16 protein-coding genes are annotated in these 16,254 nt (G+C 69.5%); 10 read left to right on the forward strand and 6 right to left on the reverse strand.

Annotated elements, in window-relative coordinates; translation table 11 throughout:
- Positions 1–1,587 (reverse strand): Ig-like domain repeat protein, encoded by a 1,587-nt coding sequence (locus DTS01S_RS22350; protein WP_061288923.1) that lies wholly within the window; start codon positions 1,585–1,587, stop codon positions 1–3.
- A gap of 229 nt (positions 1,588–1,816) precedes the next feature.
- Between DTS01S_RS22350 and DTS01S_RS22355 the strand changes: the two genes are divergently transcribed.
- Complete coding sequence (locus tag DTS01S_RS22355) at positions 1,817–2,569, forward strand: helix-turn-helix transcriptional regulator (protein ID WP_043790986.1); 753 nt, start codon at positions 1,817–1,819, stop codon at positions 2,567–2,569.
- Positions 2,570–2,646: 77 nt separating this feature from the next.
- Here DTS01S_RS22355 and DTS01S_RS22360 read toward each other — a convergent pair whose 3' ends face one another.
- Positions 2,647–3,027 (reverse strand): type II toxin-antitoxin system VapC family toxin, encoded by a 381-nt coding sequence (locus tag DTS01S_RS22360; RefSeq protein ID WP_016448367.1) that lies wholly within the window; start codon positions 3,025–3,027, stop codon positions 2,647–2,649.
- Positions 3,024–3,227 carry a type II toxin-antitoxin system VapB family antitoxin gene (locus DTS01S_RS22365; protein ID WP_016448366.1) on the reverse strand — a complete coding sequence of 68 codons (204 nt, stop codon included), beginning with the start codon at positions 3,225–3,227 and terminating at the stop codon, positions 3,024–3,026. Before DTS01S_RS22365 ends, DTS01S_RS22360 begins: the two co-directional genes overlap by 4 nt.
- Before the next feature lie 150 nt (positions 3,228–3,377).
- Between DTS01S_RS22365 and DTS01S_RS22370 the strand changes: the two genes are divergently transcribed.
- The 5 genes from DTS01S_RS22370 to DTS01S_RS22390 all read left to right on the forward strand — a co-directional run bounded on the left by DTS01S_RS22370 (position 3,378) and on the right by DTS01S_RS22390 (position 9,180).
- Positions 3,378–4,190 (forward strand): SDR family NAD(P)-dependent oxidoreductase, encoded by an 813-nt coding sequence (locus DTS01S_RS22370; RefSeq protein ID WP_043790988.1) that lies wholly within the window; start codon positions 3,378–3,380, stop codon positions 4,188–4,190.
- A gap of 109 nt (positions 4,191–4,299) precedes the next feature.
- A complete protein-coding gene (locus DTS01S_RS22375) occupies positions 4,300–5,976 on the forward strand; it encodes a VRR-NUC domain-containing protein (RefSeq protein WP_061288925.1) in 1,677 nt (558 codons plus the stop codon).
- Positions 5,973–8,291, forward strand: a complete 2,319-nt coding sequence (locus DTS01S_RS22380) for a helicase C-terminal domain-containing protein (RefSeq protein WP_061288928.1) — start codon at positions 5,973–5,975, stop codon at positions 8,289–8,291. Before DTS01S_RS22375 ends, DTS01S_RS22380 begins: the two co-directional genes overlap by 4 nt.
- Before the next feature lie 79 nt (positions 8,292–8,370).
- Positions 8,371–8,724, forward strand: coding sequence for an energy transducer TonB (locus tag DTS01S_RS22385; protein WP_012207609.1), 354 nt, complete (start codon positions 8,371–8,373; stop codon positions 8,722–8,724).
- A 66-nt stretch (positions 8,725–8,790) separates the two neighbouring features.
- Positions 8,791–9,180, forward strand: coding sequence for a VOC family protein (locus DTS01S_RS22390; RefSeq protein WP_012207608.1), 390 nt, complete (start codon positions 8,791–8,793; stop codon positions 9,178–9,180).
- 33 nt (positions 9,181–9,213) lie between these two features.
- On the opposite strand, the gene DTS01S_RS22395 is transcribed toward DTS01S_RS22390, so the two are convergent.
- A complete protein-coding gene (locus tag DTS01S_RS22395) occupies positions 9,214–10,998 on the reverse strand; it encodes a monovalent cation:proton antiporter-2 (CPA2) family protein (protein ID WP_046239598.1) in 1,785 nt (594 codons plus the stop codon).
- A 159-nt stretch (positions 10,999–11,157) separates the two neighbouring features.
- Between DTS01S_RS22395 and DTS01S_RS22400 the strand changes: the two genes are divergently transcribed.
- The 4 genes from DTS01S_RS22400 (at position 11,158) to DTS01S_RS22415 (ending at position 14,224) form a co-directional block, all read left to right on the forward strand.
- A complete protein-coding gene (locus tag DTS01S_RS22400; protein WP_016448361.1) occupies positions 11,158–12,018 on the forward strand; it encodes an ABC transporter ATP-binding protein in 861 nt (286 codons plus the stop codon).
- Between the two features lie 6 nt (positions 12,019–12,024).
- Complete coding sequence (locus DTS01S_RS22405) at positions 12,025–12,864, forward strand: ABC transporter permease (protein ID WP_061288931.1); 840 nt, start codon at positions 12,025–12,027, stop codon at positions 12,862–12,864.
- A gap of 5 nt (positions 12,865–12,869) precedes the next feature.
- Positions 12,870–13,685, forward strand: a complete 816-nt coding sequence (locus DTS01S_RS22410; protein WP_012207604.1) for an ABC transporter permease — start codon at positions 12,870–12,872, stop codon at positions 13,683–13,685.
- A 68-nt stretch (positions 13,686–13,753) separates the two neighbouring features.
- A complete protein-coding gene (locus tag DTS01S_RS22415; RefSeq protein WP_012207603.1) occupies positions 13,754–14,224 on the forward strand; it encodes a RidA family protein in 471 nt (156 codons plus the stop codon).
- A gap of 23 nt (positions 14,225–14,247) precedes the next feature.
- On the opposite strand, the gene DTS01S_RS22420 is transcribed toward DTS01S_RS22415, so the two are convergent.
- Together DTS01S_RS22420 and DTS01S_RS22425 are read right to left on the reverse strand one after the other, a co-directional pair.
- Positions 14,248–14,457: an oxidoreductase-like domain-containing protein gene (locus DTS01S_RS22420; protein WP_013800552.1), complete on the reverse strand. Its 210-nt coding sequence runs from the start codon at positions 14,455–14,457 to the stop codon at positions 14,248–14,250.
- Positions 14,458–14,554: 97 nt separating this feature from the next.
- On the reverse strand, positions 14,555–16,254 hold a 1,700-nt coding region (locus DTS01S_RS22425; protein WP_156493783.1), incomplete at its 5' end, for an IPTL-CTERM sorting domain-containing protein.

Raw genomic sequence — 16,254 nt, forward strand, 5'->3', positions numbered from 1 at the left:
TCAGGTGCCGTGCACGCGGCGCAGCCGCAGTCCTGCCCATCCCGTCAGCACGGCGCACAGCAGCACTCCCCAGGGGCCCAGCGCGGGCACGGGGGTGGCTGTTGCCGGGGCCGGGGCTGCGGGCTCCACGGTCTGGGCCCATGCGCCGCTGTCCGCGGCGAGATAGTTCGCATCGCCGCCGTACCGGGCCACGATGGCATGCGGGCCGGCCGCCGTCAGTTGGGTGGTGGCGATGATGGCCCTGGCATTGGACAAACCTGCCGTGCCCAGCGATAGGCCGCCAGCCAGGATTTCGACCGTTCCCGTGGGGACGGCAGCGGTGCCCAGGGAGACATCGGGTGCGACCACCACGGAGAAGGACAGCGACTGCCCGGAACGCGAGGGATTGGCGCTGGAGGTCAGCGTGACACGGGAGGGGCCCTGTCCCACCGCCGCCATCTGCACCGCCTGCGTAGCCGCGTCATGGTCCGCATCGCCGAGCTGGCTGGCGTTGATCGTGCATGTCCCTGCGGCCTGGAAGCGGATGGTGCTGCCGGAGGCGCTGCAGATCGCCGCGGTCAATGCATCCACGGCGAACATGACGGGGTTTCCCGAGGCGCCTCCGACGGCGGCCACGTCATAGGTATCCCCCACCCGTGCGCCGGCCGGTGGTGCCGTGGTGAAGGTGATGGCCTGCGGCGCTTTGGCGATGGCACCTGCCGCCGCCGGGCAACTGGTATCGCTGGCCGGCCAGTAGCGATTGCCCGTCCCCGTGAACGTTTCGCCGCCACAGTTGTTGCCGGGCGCGTTGTTCGTGATCTGGTTGCCGTGGAGTGTGCGGGGGCGGGTGAGCGTGAACGAGACGCCGGCACCCGAGCCCGGAGACACCAGCACGTTGCCGGTGACGGTGCTGTCGGTCATGGTGGTCGGCACCCCGCTGCGCAGGCCCCCGCCCAGCGTGCGGGCCGTGTTGCCGGACAGGCGGCTGCGCTCCACCGTCAGCGAGCCGCTGCCCGTGCTGTAGATGGCACCGCCCTGTCCCCCTGCCTGGTTGCCGCTGAACACACTGTCCACGATGGTCACCGTGCTGTCGCGGCTGTACAGTCCCCCGCCGTTGATGCCGGCCGTGCTGTCCTGCACCACGCTGCGCTCCAGGCGCAGGGTGACGCCGTTGTCCAGGTAGATGGCACCGCCGTCTTCACCGGCGGTGGTCAGCCCGCCGCGCAGTGTCAGGCCGCGCAGCGTGAGCTGGACACCGCTGCCCTGGGCCGACACCAGGCGGGAGGCATTGCCCCCATCGAGCGCCACCCGCTGGTCCCCGTCGATCGTGATGTCCGAGGTGGTGAAGTTGAGGTCGATGGAATGGCCTGCCAATGCAATGGCGGTGAGGCTGCCTGCCGGAAAGACGGCCGGGTCGAACACGATGGTGTCCGCGCCATTGCCCGATATGCATGCGCCGTTGCCCCAACTGCCGTCATCCATCTGGGCACTGGTCAATGCCTCATTCAGACTGCAGTCCGCTGCACCGGGCGTGTTGTCCGTGGTATTGACCACGATGGTCGCGGCCTGGCCATTGAGTGCCAGCAGGCTGCACAGCGCGCCAGGCACTGCCAGAAGCCGGAGGCGTCGAAGGGGTCTGTGAAGAAAAGCGTGCACGGTTCCTCCCGTTGCGCTGCGTGTCCCGGGCAGACCCGCGCGCTGTTGTTGCGGACCGCGTGACCTTAGCTTTCTGCGAAGATCGTGAAAATGTGCCGACGGCACATCGCAGGCCTGAAAATGCGGCCTCAGCCGGCCCACCTATCGCCAGCACCTCGAGCACGCCATTGGATTTCGCGACATGACCCTGTCAACGCAGCAACTGGGGCAACTCAATCAGGCCATCCTCGCGGTGCACGGCGCGCCCGATCTGCACGCGCTGGCCACGCATTTGCTGCACGCGCTGCGCCTGGTGGTGCCGGGTGACATTCGGGTGGTGGATTTCTCCGGCATTGCGGAAGTCCGTGGCTACACGGCCTACGATCCGGTGCGGGCCATTTCCTCCGAAGTCAACGCTGCGGTGCACCGGCATCTGGCCGACAACCCCTTGTATCGGCAGCGCCAGACGCAGGCCGCCAGCATTTCCGACCTGCTGACTCGCGGGCAATGGCAGAGGACGGCGCTCTATGCCCAGGCCTACTCCCAGGTGGGCCAGCAGGACGGACTCGCGCTGGACGTGGAACTGGGCCACGGCGCGATGCTGACCCTCAATGTCACACGCGCCTCGCGCGGCTACACCGCGGCGGAGCGCATGGCGCTGACCTTGCTGGGGCCGCATGCGCAGGCGCAGTGGCGGCGCCTGAGCCAGCAGCAGCGAATCAGCCAGGCGGCATGGCAGGCGCTCTCACCGGGCTCGCCAGCTGCCGACGTGCTGAGCCCGCGCGAACGTGAAGTGCTGCAATGGGTCGCCAACGGCAACACCAACGCAGAAATCGCCACCATGCTGGAGTTGCGTGCAGGCACGGTGAAGCGGCACCTGGAAAACATCTACCGCAAGCTGGGAGCCGCCAATCGGCAGGATGCCTTGTCGAGGATGCGCAGGCCGGATTTCTAGCGCGTGTCGCGCGCTTGTGCGAACCCGCGCGAGTGCTGTGCGCCGTGCCAGCCATTCGAGAAACAGGGAAGCCTGCTTTACGGCAGGACGCTCCGGCAGGCAATGCCAAACCGCTGGGCCAGCGCGTGCAGGCGTTTGTCCAGCGACCACAGGCTGGCGCCTGAAGACATGAGTGCCGAGGCCAGGAGCGTGATGTCCACCAGACCGCAGCCCAGACCAAAGAGTTGCTCGCGCTCTATCAAGGCCAGCACTTCGCGCATGCTGGCCTGCCGGGCAGGCTTGAGCCGCTGAAGGTCCGCGAGCGTGCGTGCGCGTGCCGGTGGCGTGCCGCAAGCCAGTTCACCCAGCACCAGGGGATGCATGAGCGCCATGTCTTGCTGCAGCAACTGCGCCAGGTGAGGATTGCCCTGCCTGAAGTGATCGATCCAGACCGAGGTATCGACCAGAACGGGATTCATGGCTCGATGCCCTGTGGGCGACGGGGAATCTCCCGCATGTCCGGTGCGGAGCCTCCCAGCGCGGCCAGACGCTTGGCCGCCTGAACTCTCACGAAAGTCTTGATGGCTTCGCGAAACAGGTCGGCCTTGTCCATTTCTGGCTCCGCCAGCTCCAGCGCTTCCTCGTACAAGGCGTCGTCGATGGTGACCGTGGTTCTCATGGCAGGCCTCATTGCATCAATGTTGAAGCAAGTTTGCATCCAATGGCGCATCCCTGCAAGTGAGCCGCGCGGGATGGCACCGGCTTTGCCTGGATGGTGTTTTTAGTCTATTGGTTGTACCATGCAACTAAATTTCGAAGGAACATCGCCATGGACATGCAGCAGCGTCAGTTGGAACTGGCCGGCCCCCTGCCGGCCCTTGCACCATCGGGGCGGCTCCGAGGGCGTGTCTGCCTGGTGGTGGGTGCCACCAGCGGCATAGGCCGGGCCACCGCCTTGCGCATGGCCGAGGAGGGCGCCGCCGCCGTGGTGGTCACGGGGCGCCGCCGTGAGCTGGGCCTGGAGCTGGAGCAGGAAATCCGGCAGCGGGGGGCGGACGGCCTTTTCCTGGCCTGCGATGCAACGCGGCAGGAGGACATGGCAGCGGTGGTGGAGCAGGCCGTGGCGCGCTTCGGGCGGCTGGACGCGGCCTTCAACAATGCGGGCTTCCAGGAGCGGCGTGCCGCGCTGGCCGAGCAGGATGACGCGGTCTTCTCCCAGGTCTTCGACACGAATGTGCGTGCGGTCTTCCACGCCATGCGCCATGAACTGGCGGCCATGCTGGCCGCGGGCGGCGGCACCATCGTGAACAACACCAGCGTCAGCGGCATACGCAATCCCAACCCGGGCCTGTCGCTGTACGGCGCCTCCAAGGCGGCGGCCCTGTCGCTGACCCGCGCCGCCGCCATGGAGTACGCGCCGCGCGGCATCCGCATCAATGCCGTTGCCCCTGGCCGCGTGGTCACGGACATGATGCTGGGCTCAGGCATTGCCGACATGCATGCCGTGGCGGCGGGCCTGCCGCTGCGGCGCATGGGCCATCCGCAGGAGGTGGCCACGGCCGTCGTCTGGCTGATGTCGGACGAGGCGGCCTTTGTGGTCGGGCACTGCCTGGCGACCGACGGCGGCTTCCTGGCCGGATGAGCCTGCCCGGGGCAAGTCCGTTGCGCGAAGTGAGCACTACCGGGTTTGATATGATGACTGTATAAAGATACAGTTTTCGAGCGGCCTGGCTGCCCGATCTGCCAGGCCCATGCTCCCTCCCCACCGCTTCTACTACCTGCACAACTTCCAGCGCGCGCTGGACTGGATTGGCCAGCGTTACGGCGATCTGCTGGACGCGCCCGAGCAGGCATTCCTCACCCGTTTCACGCAGCTGCCCCAGCCCTCGCAGGCGCTGATGGTGCGTTTGCTGATGCGGCGCGGGCCCTGGTTTCGGGCCGGCAAGCTGGTGTACGAAGAGATTCCCGCCATTGCCGACGCGGCCGCGCCCCTGCTGGAGCTGGGCTGGCTGGACGCGGACCACCCCATGGCGCTGGAGGAGCTGTTTGCGCTGCACACCAAGCCCGAGCTGCTGCAGCTGTTCGCAGGCGCACCCGTTCACTCAGGCCTGCGCAAGGCCGAGCTTTTGCAGGCCCTGCAGCCCCTGCATGAGGCACCCAGGCCCTATGCGCAATGGCAGCCCCAGGGCGTCGCAGCCGGCGAAGCCGCCTGGCGCGTGATGGTGGGTGCGCTGTGCGAGCGCTTTCGGCTGATGTTCTTCGGCAATCTCTACCAGGACTGGTCGGAATTCGTGCTGGCCGACCTGGGCGTGTTCCGCTACGAGGCCGTGGCCTTCGATGCGGCGTCACGGGCCTTCCAGTCGCGTGACGATGTCGATGGCTACCTGGCCCTGCAGGCCTGCCGCGCGGCGCTGGATGAGGGCGTGGAGATCGATGCGCTGCTGCAGCAGGTGGCCGGCTGCGCCAGCGGCAATGCCTGGCTGGAGCAGCGCCGCGCCAAGGTGCTGCTGCGCATAGGCCAGGCCTGCGAGCGCATGCAGGACTGGGAGCGTGCCGAGCAGGCCTATGCGCAAAGCCGCTACCCCGGCGCCCGCCACCGGCGCATGCGTGTGTACGAGCGCATGGAGCGCTTTGCCGATGCCATGGCGCTGGCCCAGGCCGCCCAGGCCCAGCCCGAGAGCGACGAGGAACTGCAGCGCGTGGCGCGCATGCTGCCGCGCCTGCGCCGCAGCCTGGGGCAGGGCGCACGCGGGCGTGCGGCGGCGCTGGCGCCCGTGGTGGCGCAGATGCGCATGGACGTGGAGCTGGAGCTGCCGGCCCGGCCCGCATCGGTCGAATACGTGCTGCGCGACCACTGGCACAGCGACGCCGCGCCCGTGTTCTACGTGGAGAACGCGCTCATCAACTCGCTGTTCGGCCTGCTGTGCTGGCCGGCCATCTTCGCGCCGCTGCCGGGCGCTTTCTTCCACCCGTTCCAGAGCGGCCCGGCCGACCTGTCCGCGCCCGACTTCGTGCAGCGCCGCGCAGCCTTGTTCGAGGAATGCCTGGCGCATCTGGACGATGGCAGCTGGCGCGAGGTCATCGTGCAGCGCCATGCCGACAAGCAGGGCCTGCAGTCGCCCTTCGTGTTCTGGGGCACGCTGAGCGCGCCCCTGCTGGCGCTGGCGCTGGACTGCATTCCGGCCGCCCACCTCAAGCTGTTCTTTGCGCGGCTGCTGCGTGACGTGCAGGCCAACCGCACGGGCTTTCCCGATCTGGTGCGTTTCTGGCCGGCCGAGCGCCGCTACGAACTGGTCGAGGCCAAAGCCCCCGGCGACAAGCTGCAGGACAACCAGATCCGCTGGCTGCAGTACTGTGCCGAGCACGGCATTCCCGTGCGCGTGTGCCATGTCCAGTGGCGCGGCCAGCCGCTGGGAGAGGCCGCGTGAGCTACACCGTGGCCGTGCGCGCGCTGTGCGAGTTCACGGCGCGCGCGGGCGACCTGGACCTTCGCTTCACGCCCGCGCCCAGCGCGCTGGAGGGCATGGCCGGCCACAGCCTGGTGCAGTCGCGCAGGGGCAAGGACTACGAGACCGAGATCAGCCTGGCCGGTGAGTACGGCGACCTGCGCGTGCGCGGCCGCGCCGACGGCTTCGACGCCGGGGCTGGCCAGCTCGAGGAAATCAAGACCTACCGCGGCCAGATCGAGGGCGTGCGCGCCCACCACCGCGCCCTGCACTGGGCCCAGGCGCGCATCTACGCCCATCTGCTGTGCCAGGCGCGCGGCCTGCAGCGGCTGCGCGTGGCCCTGGTGTATTTCAACGTGGGCAACTCGGAGGAAACCGTGCTGGTGCAGGAGGAAGACGCGGCCACGCTGCGCGCCTTCTTCGAGCAGCAATGCGCGCTGTTCCTGGACTGGGCGCGCAGCGAGGCCGCCCACCGCACGGCGCGCGAGGCGGCGCTGGCCGCGCTGCGCTTTCCCATGCAGGGCTTTCGCGCGGGCCAGCGCGAGCTGGCCGTGGCCGTCTACCGCGTGGCGCGCGCGCAGCAGGGTGGCCAGTGCCTGATGGCGCAGGCGCCCACGGGCATCGGCAAGACGCTGGGCACCATCTTCCCCATGCTCAAGGCCATGCCGGACCAGGGCCTGGACAGGCTGTTCTTCCTCACGGCCAAGGGCACGGGCCATGGCCTGGCGCTGCAGGCGCTGGCCAGCGTGAACCGGCAGATTGCCGAGCAGCACCAGCCAACGCCGCCCGCGCCACCCGCAAGGCTGCGCGTGCTCGCCATCCTGGCGCGCGACAAGGCCTGCGAGCATCCCGACAAGGCCTGCCACGGCGACTCCTGCCCGCTGGCGCGCGGCTTCTTCGACCGGCTGCCCGCCGCGCGCGCCGCTGCGCTGCAGCAGGCGCCCTGGGACCCGCCTGCCGTGCGTGCCGTCGCCCTGGCGCACGACATCTGCCCCTACTACCTGGCCCAGGAACTGGTGCGCTGGAGCGACGTGGTCGTGGCCGACTACCACTACTTCTACGACAGCGCCGCCATGCTGTACGCGCTCACCCAGGCCCAGCAATGGAAGGTGGGCGTGCTGGTGGACGAGGCCCACAACCTGCTCGAGCGCGCGCGCCGCATGTACACGGCCGAGCTGTCGCAGTTCGCCCTGGCGGCCGCCCGCAAGTCGGCCACCGGTGCCGTGCGCAAGGCGCTGGACCGGCTCAGCCGCAGCTGGAGCGCGCTGAACAGGGAACAGACCGCCAGCTACCAGGCCCATGAGGAAGTGCCCGCAGGCCTGCTGGGCGCCGTGCAGCGCGCCGTGGCGGCCATCGCCGACGCCAATGCCGACAGCCCCATGCTGCCCGGCGACCCGGTGCTGGATTTCTACTGGGAGGCGCTGCAGTTCATGGCGCTGGCCGAGCAGTTCGGCGGCCATGCGCTGTTCGATGTCCACCTGCTGCCCGGGCGCTCAGGCCCCCGTCGCACGCCGGCCTCCACGCTGTGCATACGCTGCGTGGTGCCCGCGCCCCACCTGGCGGCACGCCATGCGGCGGCCCATGCCTCGGTTCTGTTCTCGGGCACGCTGAGCCCGCCGCACTTCTACCGCGACATCCTGGGCCTGCCCGAAGGCACGCACTGGCTGGAGGCCGACTCGCCCTTCCAGGCCGACCAGCTCGATGTGCAGGTGGCCGGCCACATCTCCACGCGCTACCGCGACCGCGACCGTTCGCTGCGGCCCATCGCCGACCTCGTGGCCGCGCAGTACGCGCGCCGGCCCGGCAACTACCTGTGCTTTTTCAGCAGCTTCGACTACCTGCAGCGCGTGGCCGAATGCCTGCAGCGCGCCCATCCCGATCTGCCGGTCTGGCTGCAGACCCCGTCCATGGACGAGGAGGGCCGCGCGGCCTTCCTGGCCCGCTTCACCGAAGCCGGGCAGGGCGTGGGCTTTGCCGTGCTGGGCGGGGCGTTCTCCGAGGGCGTGGACCTGCCCGGCGAGCGCCTCATCGGCGCCTTCGTGGCCACGCTGGGCCTGCCCCAGGTCAATCCCGTGAACGAAGAGATGAAGCGCGCCATGGAACGCCAGTTCGGCGCGGACAAGGGCTATGACTACAGCTACCTCTACCCGGGCCTGCGCAAGGTGGTCCAGGCCGCAGGCCGCGTCATCCGCAGCGAGCACGACCGCGGCGTGGTCTTTCTCATCGACGACCGCTATCGGCGCGGCGAGGTGCAGGCGCTGCTGCCGCGCTGGTGGCGGGTGGAGGGCATGCGATGATCCGGGGCCGCACCAGTCCGCGACTGCCATCCCATCCCCATCCAGTCCCCCATCCCGCCCCCATCCAGGAGCCTTCCGAATGCCCCGCATGCGCTGCGCCATCCTTGCATTGACCCTGGGCCTGCTGGCCGGTGGCCCGGCTGCGGCAGGCGTGGTGCAGCCTGTGCCCGACAGGCAGGCCAGCGAGAACAAGATGCCGGCCTATCCCAAGGAAGCCAGGCGGCTGGAGCAGGAAGGCAAGGTGGTGCTGCGGGTTCTGGTGGGCGCCAGCGGAAAGGCACTGGCCGTGGATGTGGCAGACAGCAGCGGCTATCCTCTGCTCGACCAGGAGGCGCTGGACGCCGTGCGGACGTGGCGCTTTGTCCCCGGCACGCGCGACGGCGTGCCGGACAGCATGTGGACGCGCGTGCCCGTCACCTTCCTGCTGAAATAGCGGCATGCCGGTGGTGGCAGGTGTGTACCCGGTGCGTGCCCTGCGCAGCGACACAAGGAGCATTCCATGAAGATCGTCATCACCAGCGTGCTCGTCGACGACCAGGACAAGGCCCTGGCCTTCTACCGCGACGTGCTCGGCTTCGTCCTCAAGCACGACATTCCCATGGGCGGCGACGCGCGCTGGCTCACCCTGACATCACCCGGCGATGCCGATGGCGTGGAACTGCTGCTGGAACCCGACATGCACCCGGCCGCCAGGCCGTTCAAGACCGCCCTGCATGCCGACGGCGTGCCGGCCACCTTCTTCGGCGTGGACGACGTGCAGGCCGAGTACGAGCGCCTGAGCGCGGCCGGCGTGCGCTTCACCAGGCCGCCGACGCATCTGGGGCCGGTCACGATTGCGGTGTTCGACGACACCTGCGGCAATCTCATACAGATCAACCAGCGGCATTGAGCGGGGCCTGCGGCCCCTGCGGCCCTTGCGCGCTCAGTCCCTGGCGGTGGGCTTGTCGTGCCGGGGCGGATCGATGCGCTCGATATTGCCCAGCAGCAGCGCGCGGCCCGCAAAGGTGCCGCCGGCGGTCTCCAGCGCAAAGCGCTCGGTGTCGCGGCCGCGCACTTCGGACTCCAGCGTCCGGGCCTCGTCCTCGGTGGCGCCCAGGGCCAGCACGGCGTGGCGGCCCATGAGCAGGGCGGACTCGAAGCTCTCGCGCACGACATGGTCGGCGTCCTTCTGGATGAGCTCCAGCGCGTGCTCGCGGTCATAGGCGCGCACGATGAGGCGGGCGTGCGGGCATTCGTGGCGCACGTTCTCCACGATGCGCGTGGCGGCGGCCTTGCTGTCCACGCAGACCAGGATGGCGCTGGCATGGCTGGCGCCGGCCGCATGCAGGATGTCGGCGCGCGCGCCGTCGCCGAAGTAGACCTTGAAGCCGTAGGGCTCGGCGTTGCGGATCACGTCGGGGTCGTTGTCGATGATGGACAGCCTGGCCCCATGCGCCAGCGGCCCCTGGCTGGCGATCTGGCCCACGCGGCCGAAGCCGATGACCAGCACGTTGCCGCGCAGGTCCTGCGGCGCCTCCACGCCGTCCAGCGACACGGCCTGGGCGCCGGCCAGGCGCTTGTGCAGCAGCACCACCAGCGGCGTGATGGCCATGGACAGCACGACGATGGCCGTCATGTTGGCATGCACCTCGGGGCTGAGCACCTTGAGCTTGAGCGCCTCGGCAAACAGCACGAAGGCGAACTCCCCGCCCTGGGCCATGAGGATGGCGCGGTCCAGCGCATCGGCATGGCTGCTGCGTGCCACGCGGGCCACGGCGTAGATGCACAGCGCCTTGCCCAGCATCAGCGCCACCACGCCCATGCCCACGATGCGCCAGTTCAGCGCCACCACCTCCAGGTTCAGCGCCATGCCCACGCCCAGGAAGAACAGGCCCAGCAGCAGGCCGCGGAAGGGCTCCACATCGGCCTCCAGCTGGTGGCGGAACGAGGATTCGGACAGCAGCACGCCCGCCACAAAGGCGCCCATGGCCATGGACAGGCCGCCCATCTCCATCAGCAGGGCGGCGCCCAGCACCACCAGCAGCGCGGCGGCCGTCATCACCTCGCGCGCCTTGGCCTTGGCCAGGATGCGGAACAGCGGGTTCAGCAGCCACAGGCCCGCGCCCACCAGCGCGCCCAGCGACAGCAGGGCCACGCCCGCGCGTTGCCACAGGGGCGAGGTGGCCACGGGCGCCGCATCGGCCGGCGCCAGAAAGGCCACGGCGGCCAGCAGCGGCACGATGAGCAGGTCCTCGAACAGCAGGATGGAGACGATGCGCTGGCCGCGCGGCGCCAGGATGTCGCCCCGCTCGGCCAGCACCTGCATGACGATGGCCGTGGAGGTCAGCACGAAGCCCGCGCCGCTCACGAAGGCCACCTGCCACGGAAAGCCGAAGGCCATGCCCACGCCCGTGAGCAGCAGCGCGCACACCACCACCTGCAGGCTGCCCAGCCCGAAGATCTGGCCGCGCAGGTCCCACAGGTGCGAAGGCTTCATCTCCAGCCCGATGACGAAGAGGAACATCACCACGCCCAGCTCGGCCACGTGCAATATGGTCTGCGCGTCCGTCACCAGGCCCAGCCCGTAGGGGCCTATGGCCAGCCCGGCGGCCAGGTAGCCGAGCACGGCGCCCAGGCCCAGCCGCTTGAACAGCGGCACGGCCACCACGGCGGCCCCCAGCAGCGTGACGATTCCTACGAGCTGGCTTGCATTGCCTTCAGCGGCCATGTTGTGTTTCCTTTGTGCGTGCGTGCGTGCGTGCGTGCGTGCGTGCGGCAAGGCGGATTTCCATCCGCGAATTTGCGCGCAGGATAGCAAAGCCCGGTCCTGTGTAGAATCGCGCCCCCTCTGTGCCCCCCCTCTGCGCTTACCTCACCGCCCAGCGCCATGCCCCAGATCCTCGTCCACGACCTCCGCAAGACCTACCGCATCCATGAGCGCGACCCCGGCGTGATGGGCGCGCTGCGCGCGCTGGTGCATCCGCGCCATCGCACGGTGCAGGCGCTGGATGGCGTGTCGTTCGCACTGGAGCGCGGCGAGCTGCTGGGCTTCATCGGCCCCAACGGCGCGGGCAAGTCCACCACCATCAAGATCCTGTCGGGCATCCTGCGGCCCGATGGCGGGCGCGTGGAGGTGGACGGGCGCGACCCCTTCGCCGACCGCCAGCGCCATGTGGGCCGCATCGGCGTGGTCTTCGGGCAGCGCTCGCAGCTGTGGTGGGACCTGCCCGTGGGCGATGGCTTCAACCTGCTGCGCGACCTGTACCGCGTCGATCCCGCACGCTACGGGCGCACGCGCGACGAGCTGGTGGCGCTGCTGAACCTGGAGCGCGTGCTGGACCAGCCCGTGCGCCAGCTGTCCCTGGGCCAGCGCATGCGCGCCGAGATCGCCGCGGCCCTGCTGCACGAGCCCGAGATCCTGTTCCTGGACGAGCCCACCATCGGCCTGGACGCACCCTCCAAGCTGGCCGTGCGCGAGTTCGTGCTGCGCGCCAACCGCGAGCGCGGCACCACGGTGCTGCTGACCACGCATGACATGCACGACATCGAGGCGCTGGCGCGGCGCGTGATCGTCATCGGCCATGGCCGCGTGCTGGCCGACTGCGCGGTCGATGCGCTGCGCGCCCAGGTGGTGGCAGCGCAGGGCGAGGGGCGTGGAGGTGGTGATGGCGAAGGCAATGGAGAAGACATGGCCATCGAGGCCGTGATCGCCCGCTTCTACGCCATGCACGGAGCGGCCGAAGGCTGAGCCGGCATGACGCTGCGTGAACTCCTGCGCCCCTATGTGGCGGCCTTTGCATCGCGGTTCCTGGTGATGCTGCAGTACCGCACGGCCGCCTACGCGGGCTTTGCCACGCAGTGCTGGTGGGGCGCCATCAAGACCATGGTGCTGGCGGCGTTCTACGGCAGTGCCTCGGCATCGGCCGGCGCGCCCATCTCGCTGGAGCACGCCATCACCTACACCTGGCTGGCGCAGGGCCTGTTCGCGCTGCTGCCCTGGAGCGGCGACCCCGACGTGGCATTGGCCGTGCGCACGGGCGCCATCGGCTATGACCGGCTGCGGCCCGTGGATGCCTATGCGCTGTGGTTCGTGCGCTCGGCTGGCTGGATCGCCGCGCGCGTGCTGCCGCGCGTGGCGCTGATGGTGGCGTTTGCAGGGCTGGCCCTGCCGCTGACGGGGCTGGGCGCCTGGGGCTGGCAGCCGCCGGCCGGCTGGGCCGCAGGCCTGGGCTTTGCCGCCTCCATGCTGCTGGCGTTGCTGCTGTCCACGGCACTGGTCATGCTGCTGAACGTTGCCGCTGCCGCCGCGCTCAATGAAAAAGGCATCAACACGCTGGCCGCGCCCGTGGTCATCGTGCTGTCGGGCAACCTGCTGCCGCTGGCGCTGATGCCCGACGCCTGGCAGGCCGCGCTGCTGCTGCAGCCGCTGGCGGGCGTGATGGACATCCCTGCGCGCATCTATTTCGGCCAGATGGCCGGCGCGCAGATGCTGGCCTGCCTGGCGCTGCAGGTGTTGTGGATTGCCGTGATCGTGGCCCTGGGCCGCGCGGCCATGGCGCGCACCATGCGCCGGCTCGAAGTGCAGGGAGGGTGAAGACCATGGCCAAGCAAAAAGGATCGCTGTCCATGTTCCTGCGCCTGGCGCTGGCCTCGCTGGGCGGGCAGGCGCGCTACCCGGCCTCGGCGCTGATGCTGACCCTGGGCCAGTTCCTGGTCACGGGCATCGAGGTCATCGCCGTCTGGGCGCTGTTCCACCGGTTTGGCGAGGTGCAGGGCTGGCGCATCGGCGAAGTGGCCGTGTTCTATGGCCTGGTGAACTGCATGTTCGCCCTGGCCGATGCGCTGGGCCGGGGCTTCGACGTGCTGGGCACGCAGTTCCTGCGCACGGGCGCCTTCGACCGCCTGCTGCTGCGCCCGCGCCCCGTGTGGCTGCAGCTCATGGGCCATGACGTGCGCATCAGCCGCCTGGGCCGCCTGCTGCAGGGCCTGCTGGTGCTGGGCTTTGCCACGGCCCAGGGCGCCGTGGCGTGGACGCCCCAGGCCGTCGCCGTGGCGCTGTTCGCCGTGGCGGGCGGCGTGGCGCTGTTCCTGGGCATCCTGGTGCTGCAGGGTGCGCTCTCGTTCTGGACCGTGGAAAGCCTGGAAGCCGCCAATGTGCTGAGCTACGGCAGCGTCGAGGCCGCCCAGTACCCGCTGGCCCTGTACGCACAGTGGTTCCGCCGCCTGCTGACCTTCGCCGTGCCGCTGGCCTGCGTGGCCTACTACCCGGCGCTGGCTGTGCTGGGCAAGCCCGACCCGCTGGGCGCACCAGCCTGGCTGGGCTGGGTCTCGCCGCTGGCCGGCTTTGCCTTCCTCTGGCTGGCCTCGGGCGCCTGGCGCATGGGAGTGAGGCATTACGCGTCCACGGGCAGTTGAAGCCGCTGCAGGCGCCGGTGCACCACAGGCTCTAGACTGCGCGCTTGCCTTACTCCGGACACCAGACCATGACAGCAGATGAACGCTTCGCCCAGGCCGCCCTTGAGCTCGGCCACCGCTTCGATGGCGAGATCAAGATAGGCGGCAACTACAGCCCCGTCGTGCGCGACGGCCAGCAGCTGTTCGTCAGCGGGCAGATTCCCCGCGTGGGCGATGAAGTGCTCTACGTGGGGACGGTCGGCGCCGGGATCGACCTGGCATCGGCCAGAACGGCCGCCGCCATCTGTGCCATGCGGGCCCTGGCCTTCGTGCAGCGCGCGGCCGGCTCGCTCGATGCCGTGCGCGCCGTTGCACGCATCACCGTCTATGTGCGCTCGGCGCCCGATTTCACCCAGCAAAGCGAGGTGGCCGATGGCGCCTCCGACCTCATCGCCCGGGTGCTGGGCCCCGTGGGTGCCCACACGCGCACTTCGGTGGGCGTGCTGCAGCTGCCCAAGGGCGCGGCCGTGGAGCTGGACCTGATCGCCCGCGTGGACTGATCGCGCTACCCCGATCCCTATTCCTATCCCTGGCCCGCTGGCGTTTCGTTGCGCGCCTTCCAGGCCCGCAGCGCCTGGCGGTACTCGTCCATGGCCAGGTCATAGCTGTCGAAGATGCAGGGGTCGCAGCCATTGCCGCAGCAGGCGTCCAGGTCGGGCTGCTCGGGCGGCTGGGGCATGGGGTCGGCGGAGGCGGCGGGATCTGCGGAAACGGGAATCGGCGCGGTGGTCATGGGGGCGATTGTCTCGCGCCACGGGGCTTTCTGTAGAGCACCAAAAGCAAACCCGCGCTGCCGACATGCAGCAGCGCGGGTTGCTTGTTGACGCGTCTTAACGTCCGGTACGCTGCCTGCGCGCCATGCTCACGAAGCCGGCGGCTCCCGCCATCAGCGACAGCAGCAGCAGGCCCCAGCGGTCCAGCGTGGGGATGCTCTGCGCTCCTGCGGGGGCTCCAGGCAGGGCCAGGATGACGGGATCGACGAACTCGCCGTTGACCGTCTTGTCGTCATCGCGCAGGCCGCCGTCCACGATGGTGTAGCTGACCTGGTTGCCACTGATGGTGGGCGTGAAGGGCTGCCACTTGGGCGTTGCGGTGGCGTCGTACTTCATCAGCTGCGCGTTGGCGGGCACGGGGGACGTGAAGGTGAGGGTCACGGTCAGCGTGCTGCTGGGGGCGCACTGCTTGGCCGTGAAGTCCACGGCGGCCTGCGGGTAGGTGAAGGCCGCCGGCAGCGGGCCCAGCGAGCCGGCCACGGCAGAAGGCGAGGTGAAGTTGGCCGCAGTCAGCGTGCAGGTGGGGCTGCTGTTGGCAATGCCCAGATCCACGCCCGAGCCCGATGCGCTTTGCCTGGCCTCGCGCGTCACCGTCACCACATAGGTTTTCTTGGTCGTGCCGTCCTGCGCCGTGACTTCGATGGACACGGTATTGCTGCCCACATTCAGCGCCACCGGGGTGGAGGCCGCTGCGCCGTTGACCAGGATCGTGGCGCCCGCATCGGCTGCGGTGGCCGTCACCGTGACGGTGCTGCTGGCGTTGGGCACGGTGGCCGTGTAGGCCAGGGTGCCTGCGCCAAAGCCCGGTGCGAGCGTGCCGCTGCTCAGTGCCAGGGCGCTGAGGTCGGCGTTGGTGGAGTTCACCACCAGGGTGTAGCTGGTGCTGCCCGAGGTGAACGGAGCACCCGTGCCCGTGGAGGAGTCCGTGGCCGTGATGGTGAAGGTGAAGCTTCCCGCCGCGGTGGGCGTGCCGCTCAGAACACCGGTGCTGGCGTTGAACGTCATTCCGGTCGGCAGCGTGCCGCTGCTGGCGTAGGTGTAGGGCGCCGTGCCTCCGCTGGCAGTGAAGGTCTGTCCTGCATAGGCCGTGTTCAGCGTGGCGGCCGGCAGCGTGGAAGCTGCAGGCGTCAGCACCACCGTGGCTGCCGCCACGCTGCCACTGTAGGTGCGCTGGCCGCTGATGCTGCTGCTGTCGGTCGCCTGCACCGTGAAGCTGAAGGCCCCGGCCGCCGTGGGCGTGCCGCTGATCACCCCGGCGGGCGACAGCGACAGGCCTGTGGGCAGCGTGCTGCCGCCGGCCATTGCAAAGGTGTAGGGCGTTGCGCCGCCGCTGGCGGTCAGGGTCTCGCTGAACGAGACGCCTACCTTGGGCGTGCCGGCCAGCGTCGCGGGCGTCACCGTGATGGCCACATAGGTGAACTGGTCGGCCGCGCTGGTGGCGCTGGTGCCGCCGGTCGTTGTGACGCGCACATCGACCGTGCCCGCCGATCCTGCAGGCGCTGTGGCCGTGATCTGCGTGGCGCTGTTGACCGTGAAGCCCGTGGCTGCCGTGCCGCCGAAGGTCACGGCCGTGGCGCCGGTGAAGTTCGTGCCGGTCAGGGTGACCGTGGTGCCACCAATCGAAGAACCGCTTGCTGGCGAGACGGAAGTCACCGTGGGTGCGGGCACATAGGTGAACTGGTCGGCCGCGCTGGTGGCGCTGGTACCGCCTGCGGTGGTGATGCGCACGTCTACCGTGCCCGTGCCGGCAGGCGCGG

Source organism: Delftia tsuruhatensis NBRC 16741, from assembly GCF_001571325.1.
GTDB lineage: Bacteria > Pseudomonadota > Gammaproteobacteria > Burkholderiales > Burkholderiaceae_C > Comamonas > Comamonas tsuruhatensis.

Bases quoted from the DNA above. Each gene is read 5' to 3' on its own strand.
- DTS01S_RS22355 (WP_043790986.1), top strand. From the start codon at position 1,817: ATGACCCTGTCAACGCAGCAACTGGGGCAACTCAATCAGGCCATCCTC.
- DTS01S_RS22360 (WP_016448367.1), bottom strand. From the start codon at position 3,027: ATGAATCCCGTTCTGGTCGATACCTCGGTCTGGATCGATCACTTCAGG.
- DTS01S_RS22365 (WP_016448366.1), bottom strand. From the start codon at position 3,227: ATGAGAACCACGGTCACCATCGACGACGCCTTGTACGAGGAAGCGCTG.
- DTS01S_RS22370 (WP_043790988.1), top strand. From the start codon at position 3,378: ATGGACATGCAGCAGCGTCAGTTGGAACTGGCCGGCCCCCTGCCGGCC.
- DTS01S_RS22375 (WP_061288925.1), top strand. From the start codon at position 4,300: ATGCTCCCTCCCCACCGCTTCTACTACCTGCACAACTTCCAGCGCGCG.
- DTS01S_RS22385 (WP_012207609.1), top strand. From the start codon at position 8,371: ATGCCCCGCATGCGCTGCGCCATCCTTGCATTGACCCTGGGCCTGCTG.
- DTS01S_RS22390 (WP_012207608.1), top strand. From the start codon at position 8,791: ATGAAGATCGTCATCACCAGCGTGCTCGTCGACGACCAGGACAAGGCC.
- DTS01S_RS22395 (WP_046239598.1), bottom strand. From the start codon at position 10,998: ATGGCCGCTGAAGGCAATGCAAGCCAGCTCGTAGGAATCGTCACGCTG.
- DTS01S_RS22400 (WP_016448361.1), top strand. From the start codon at position 11,158: ATGCCCCAGATCCTCGTCCACGACCTCCGCAAGACCTACCGCATCCAT.
- DTS01S_RS22405 (WP_061288931.1), top strand. From the start codon at position 12,025: ATGACGCTGCGTGAACTCCTGCGCCCCTATGTGGCGGCCTTTGCATCG.
- DTS01S_RS22410 (WP_012207604.1), top strand. From the start codon at position 12,870: ATGGCCAAGCAAAAAGGATCGCTGTCCATGTTCCTGCGCCTGGCGCTG.
- DTS01S_RS22415 (WP_012207603.1), top strand. From the start codon at position 13,754: ATGACAGCAGATGAACGCTTCGCCCAGGCCGCCCTTGAGCTCGGCCAC.
- DTS01S_RS22420 (WP_013800552.1), bottom strand. From the start codon at position 14,457: ATGACCACCGCGCCGATTCCCGTTTCCGCAGATCCCGCCGCCTCCGCC.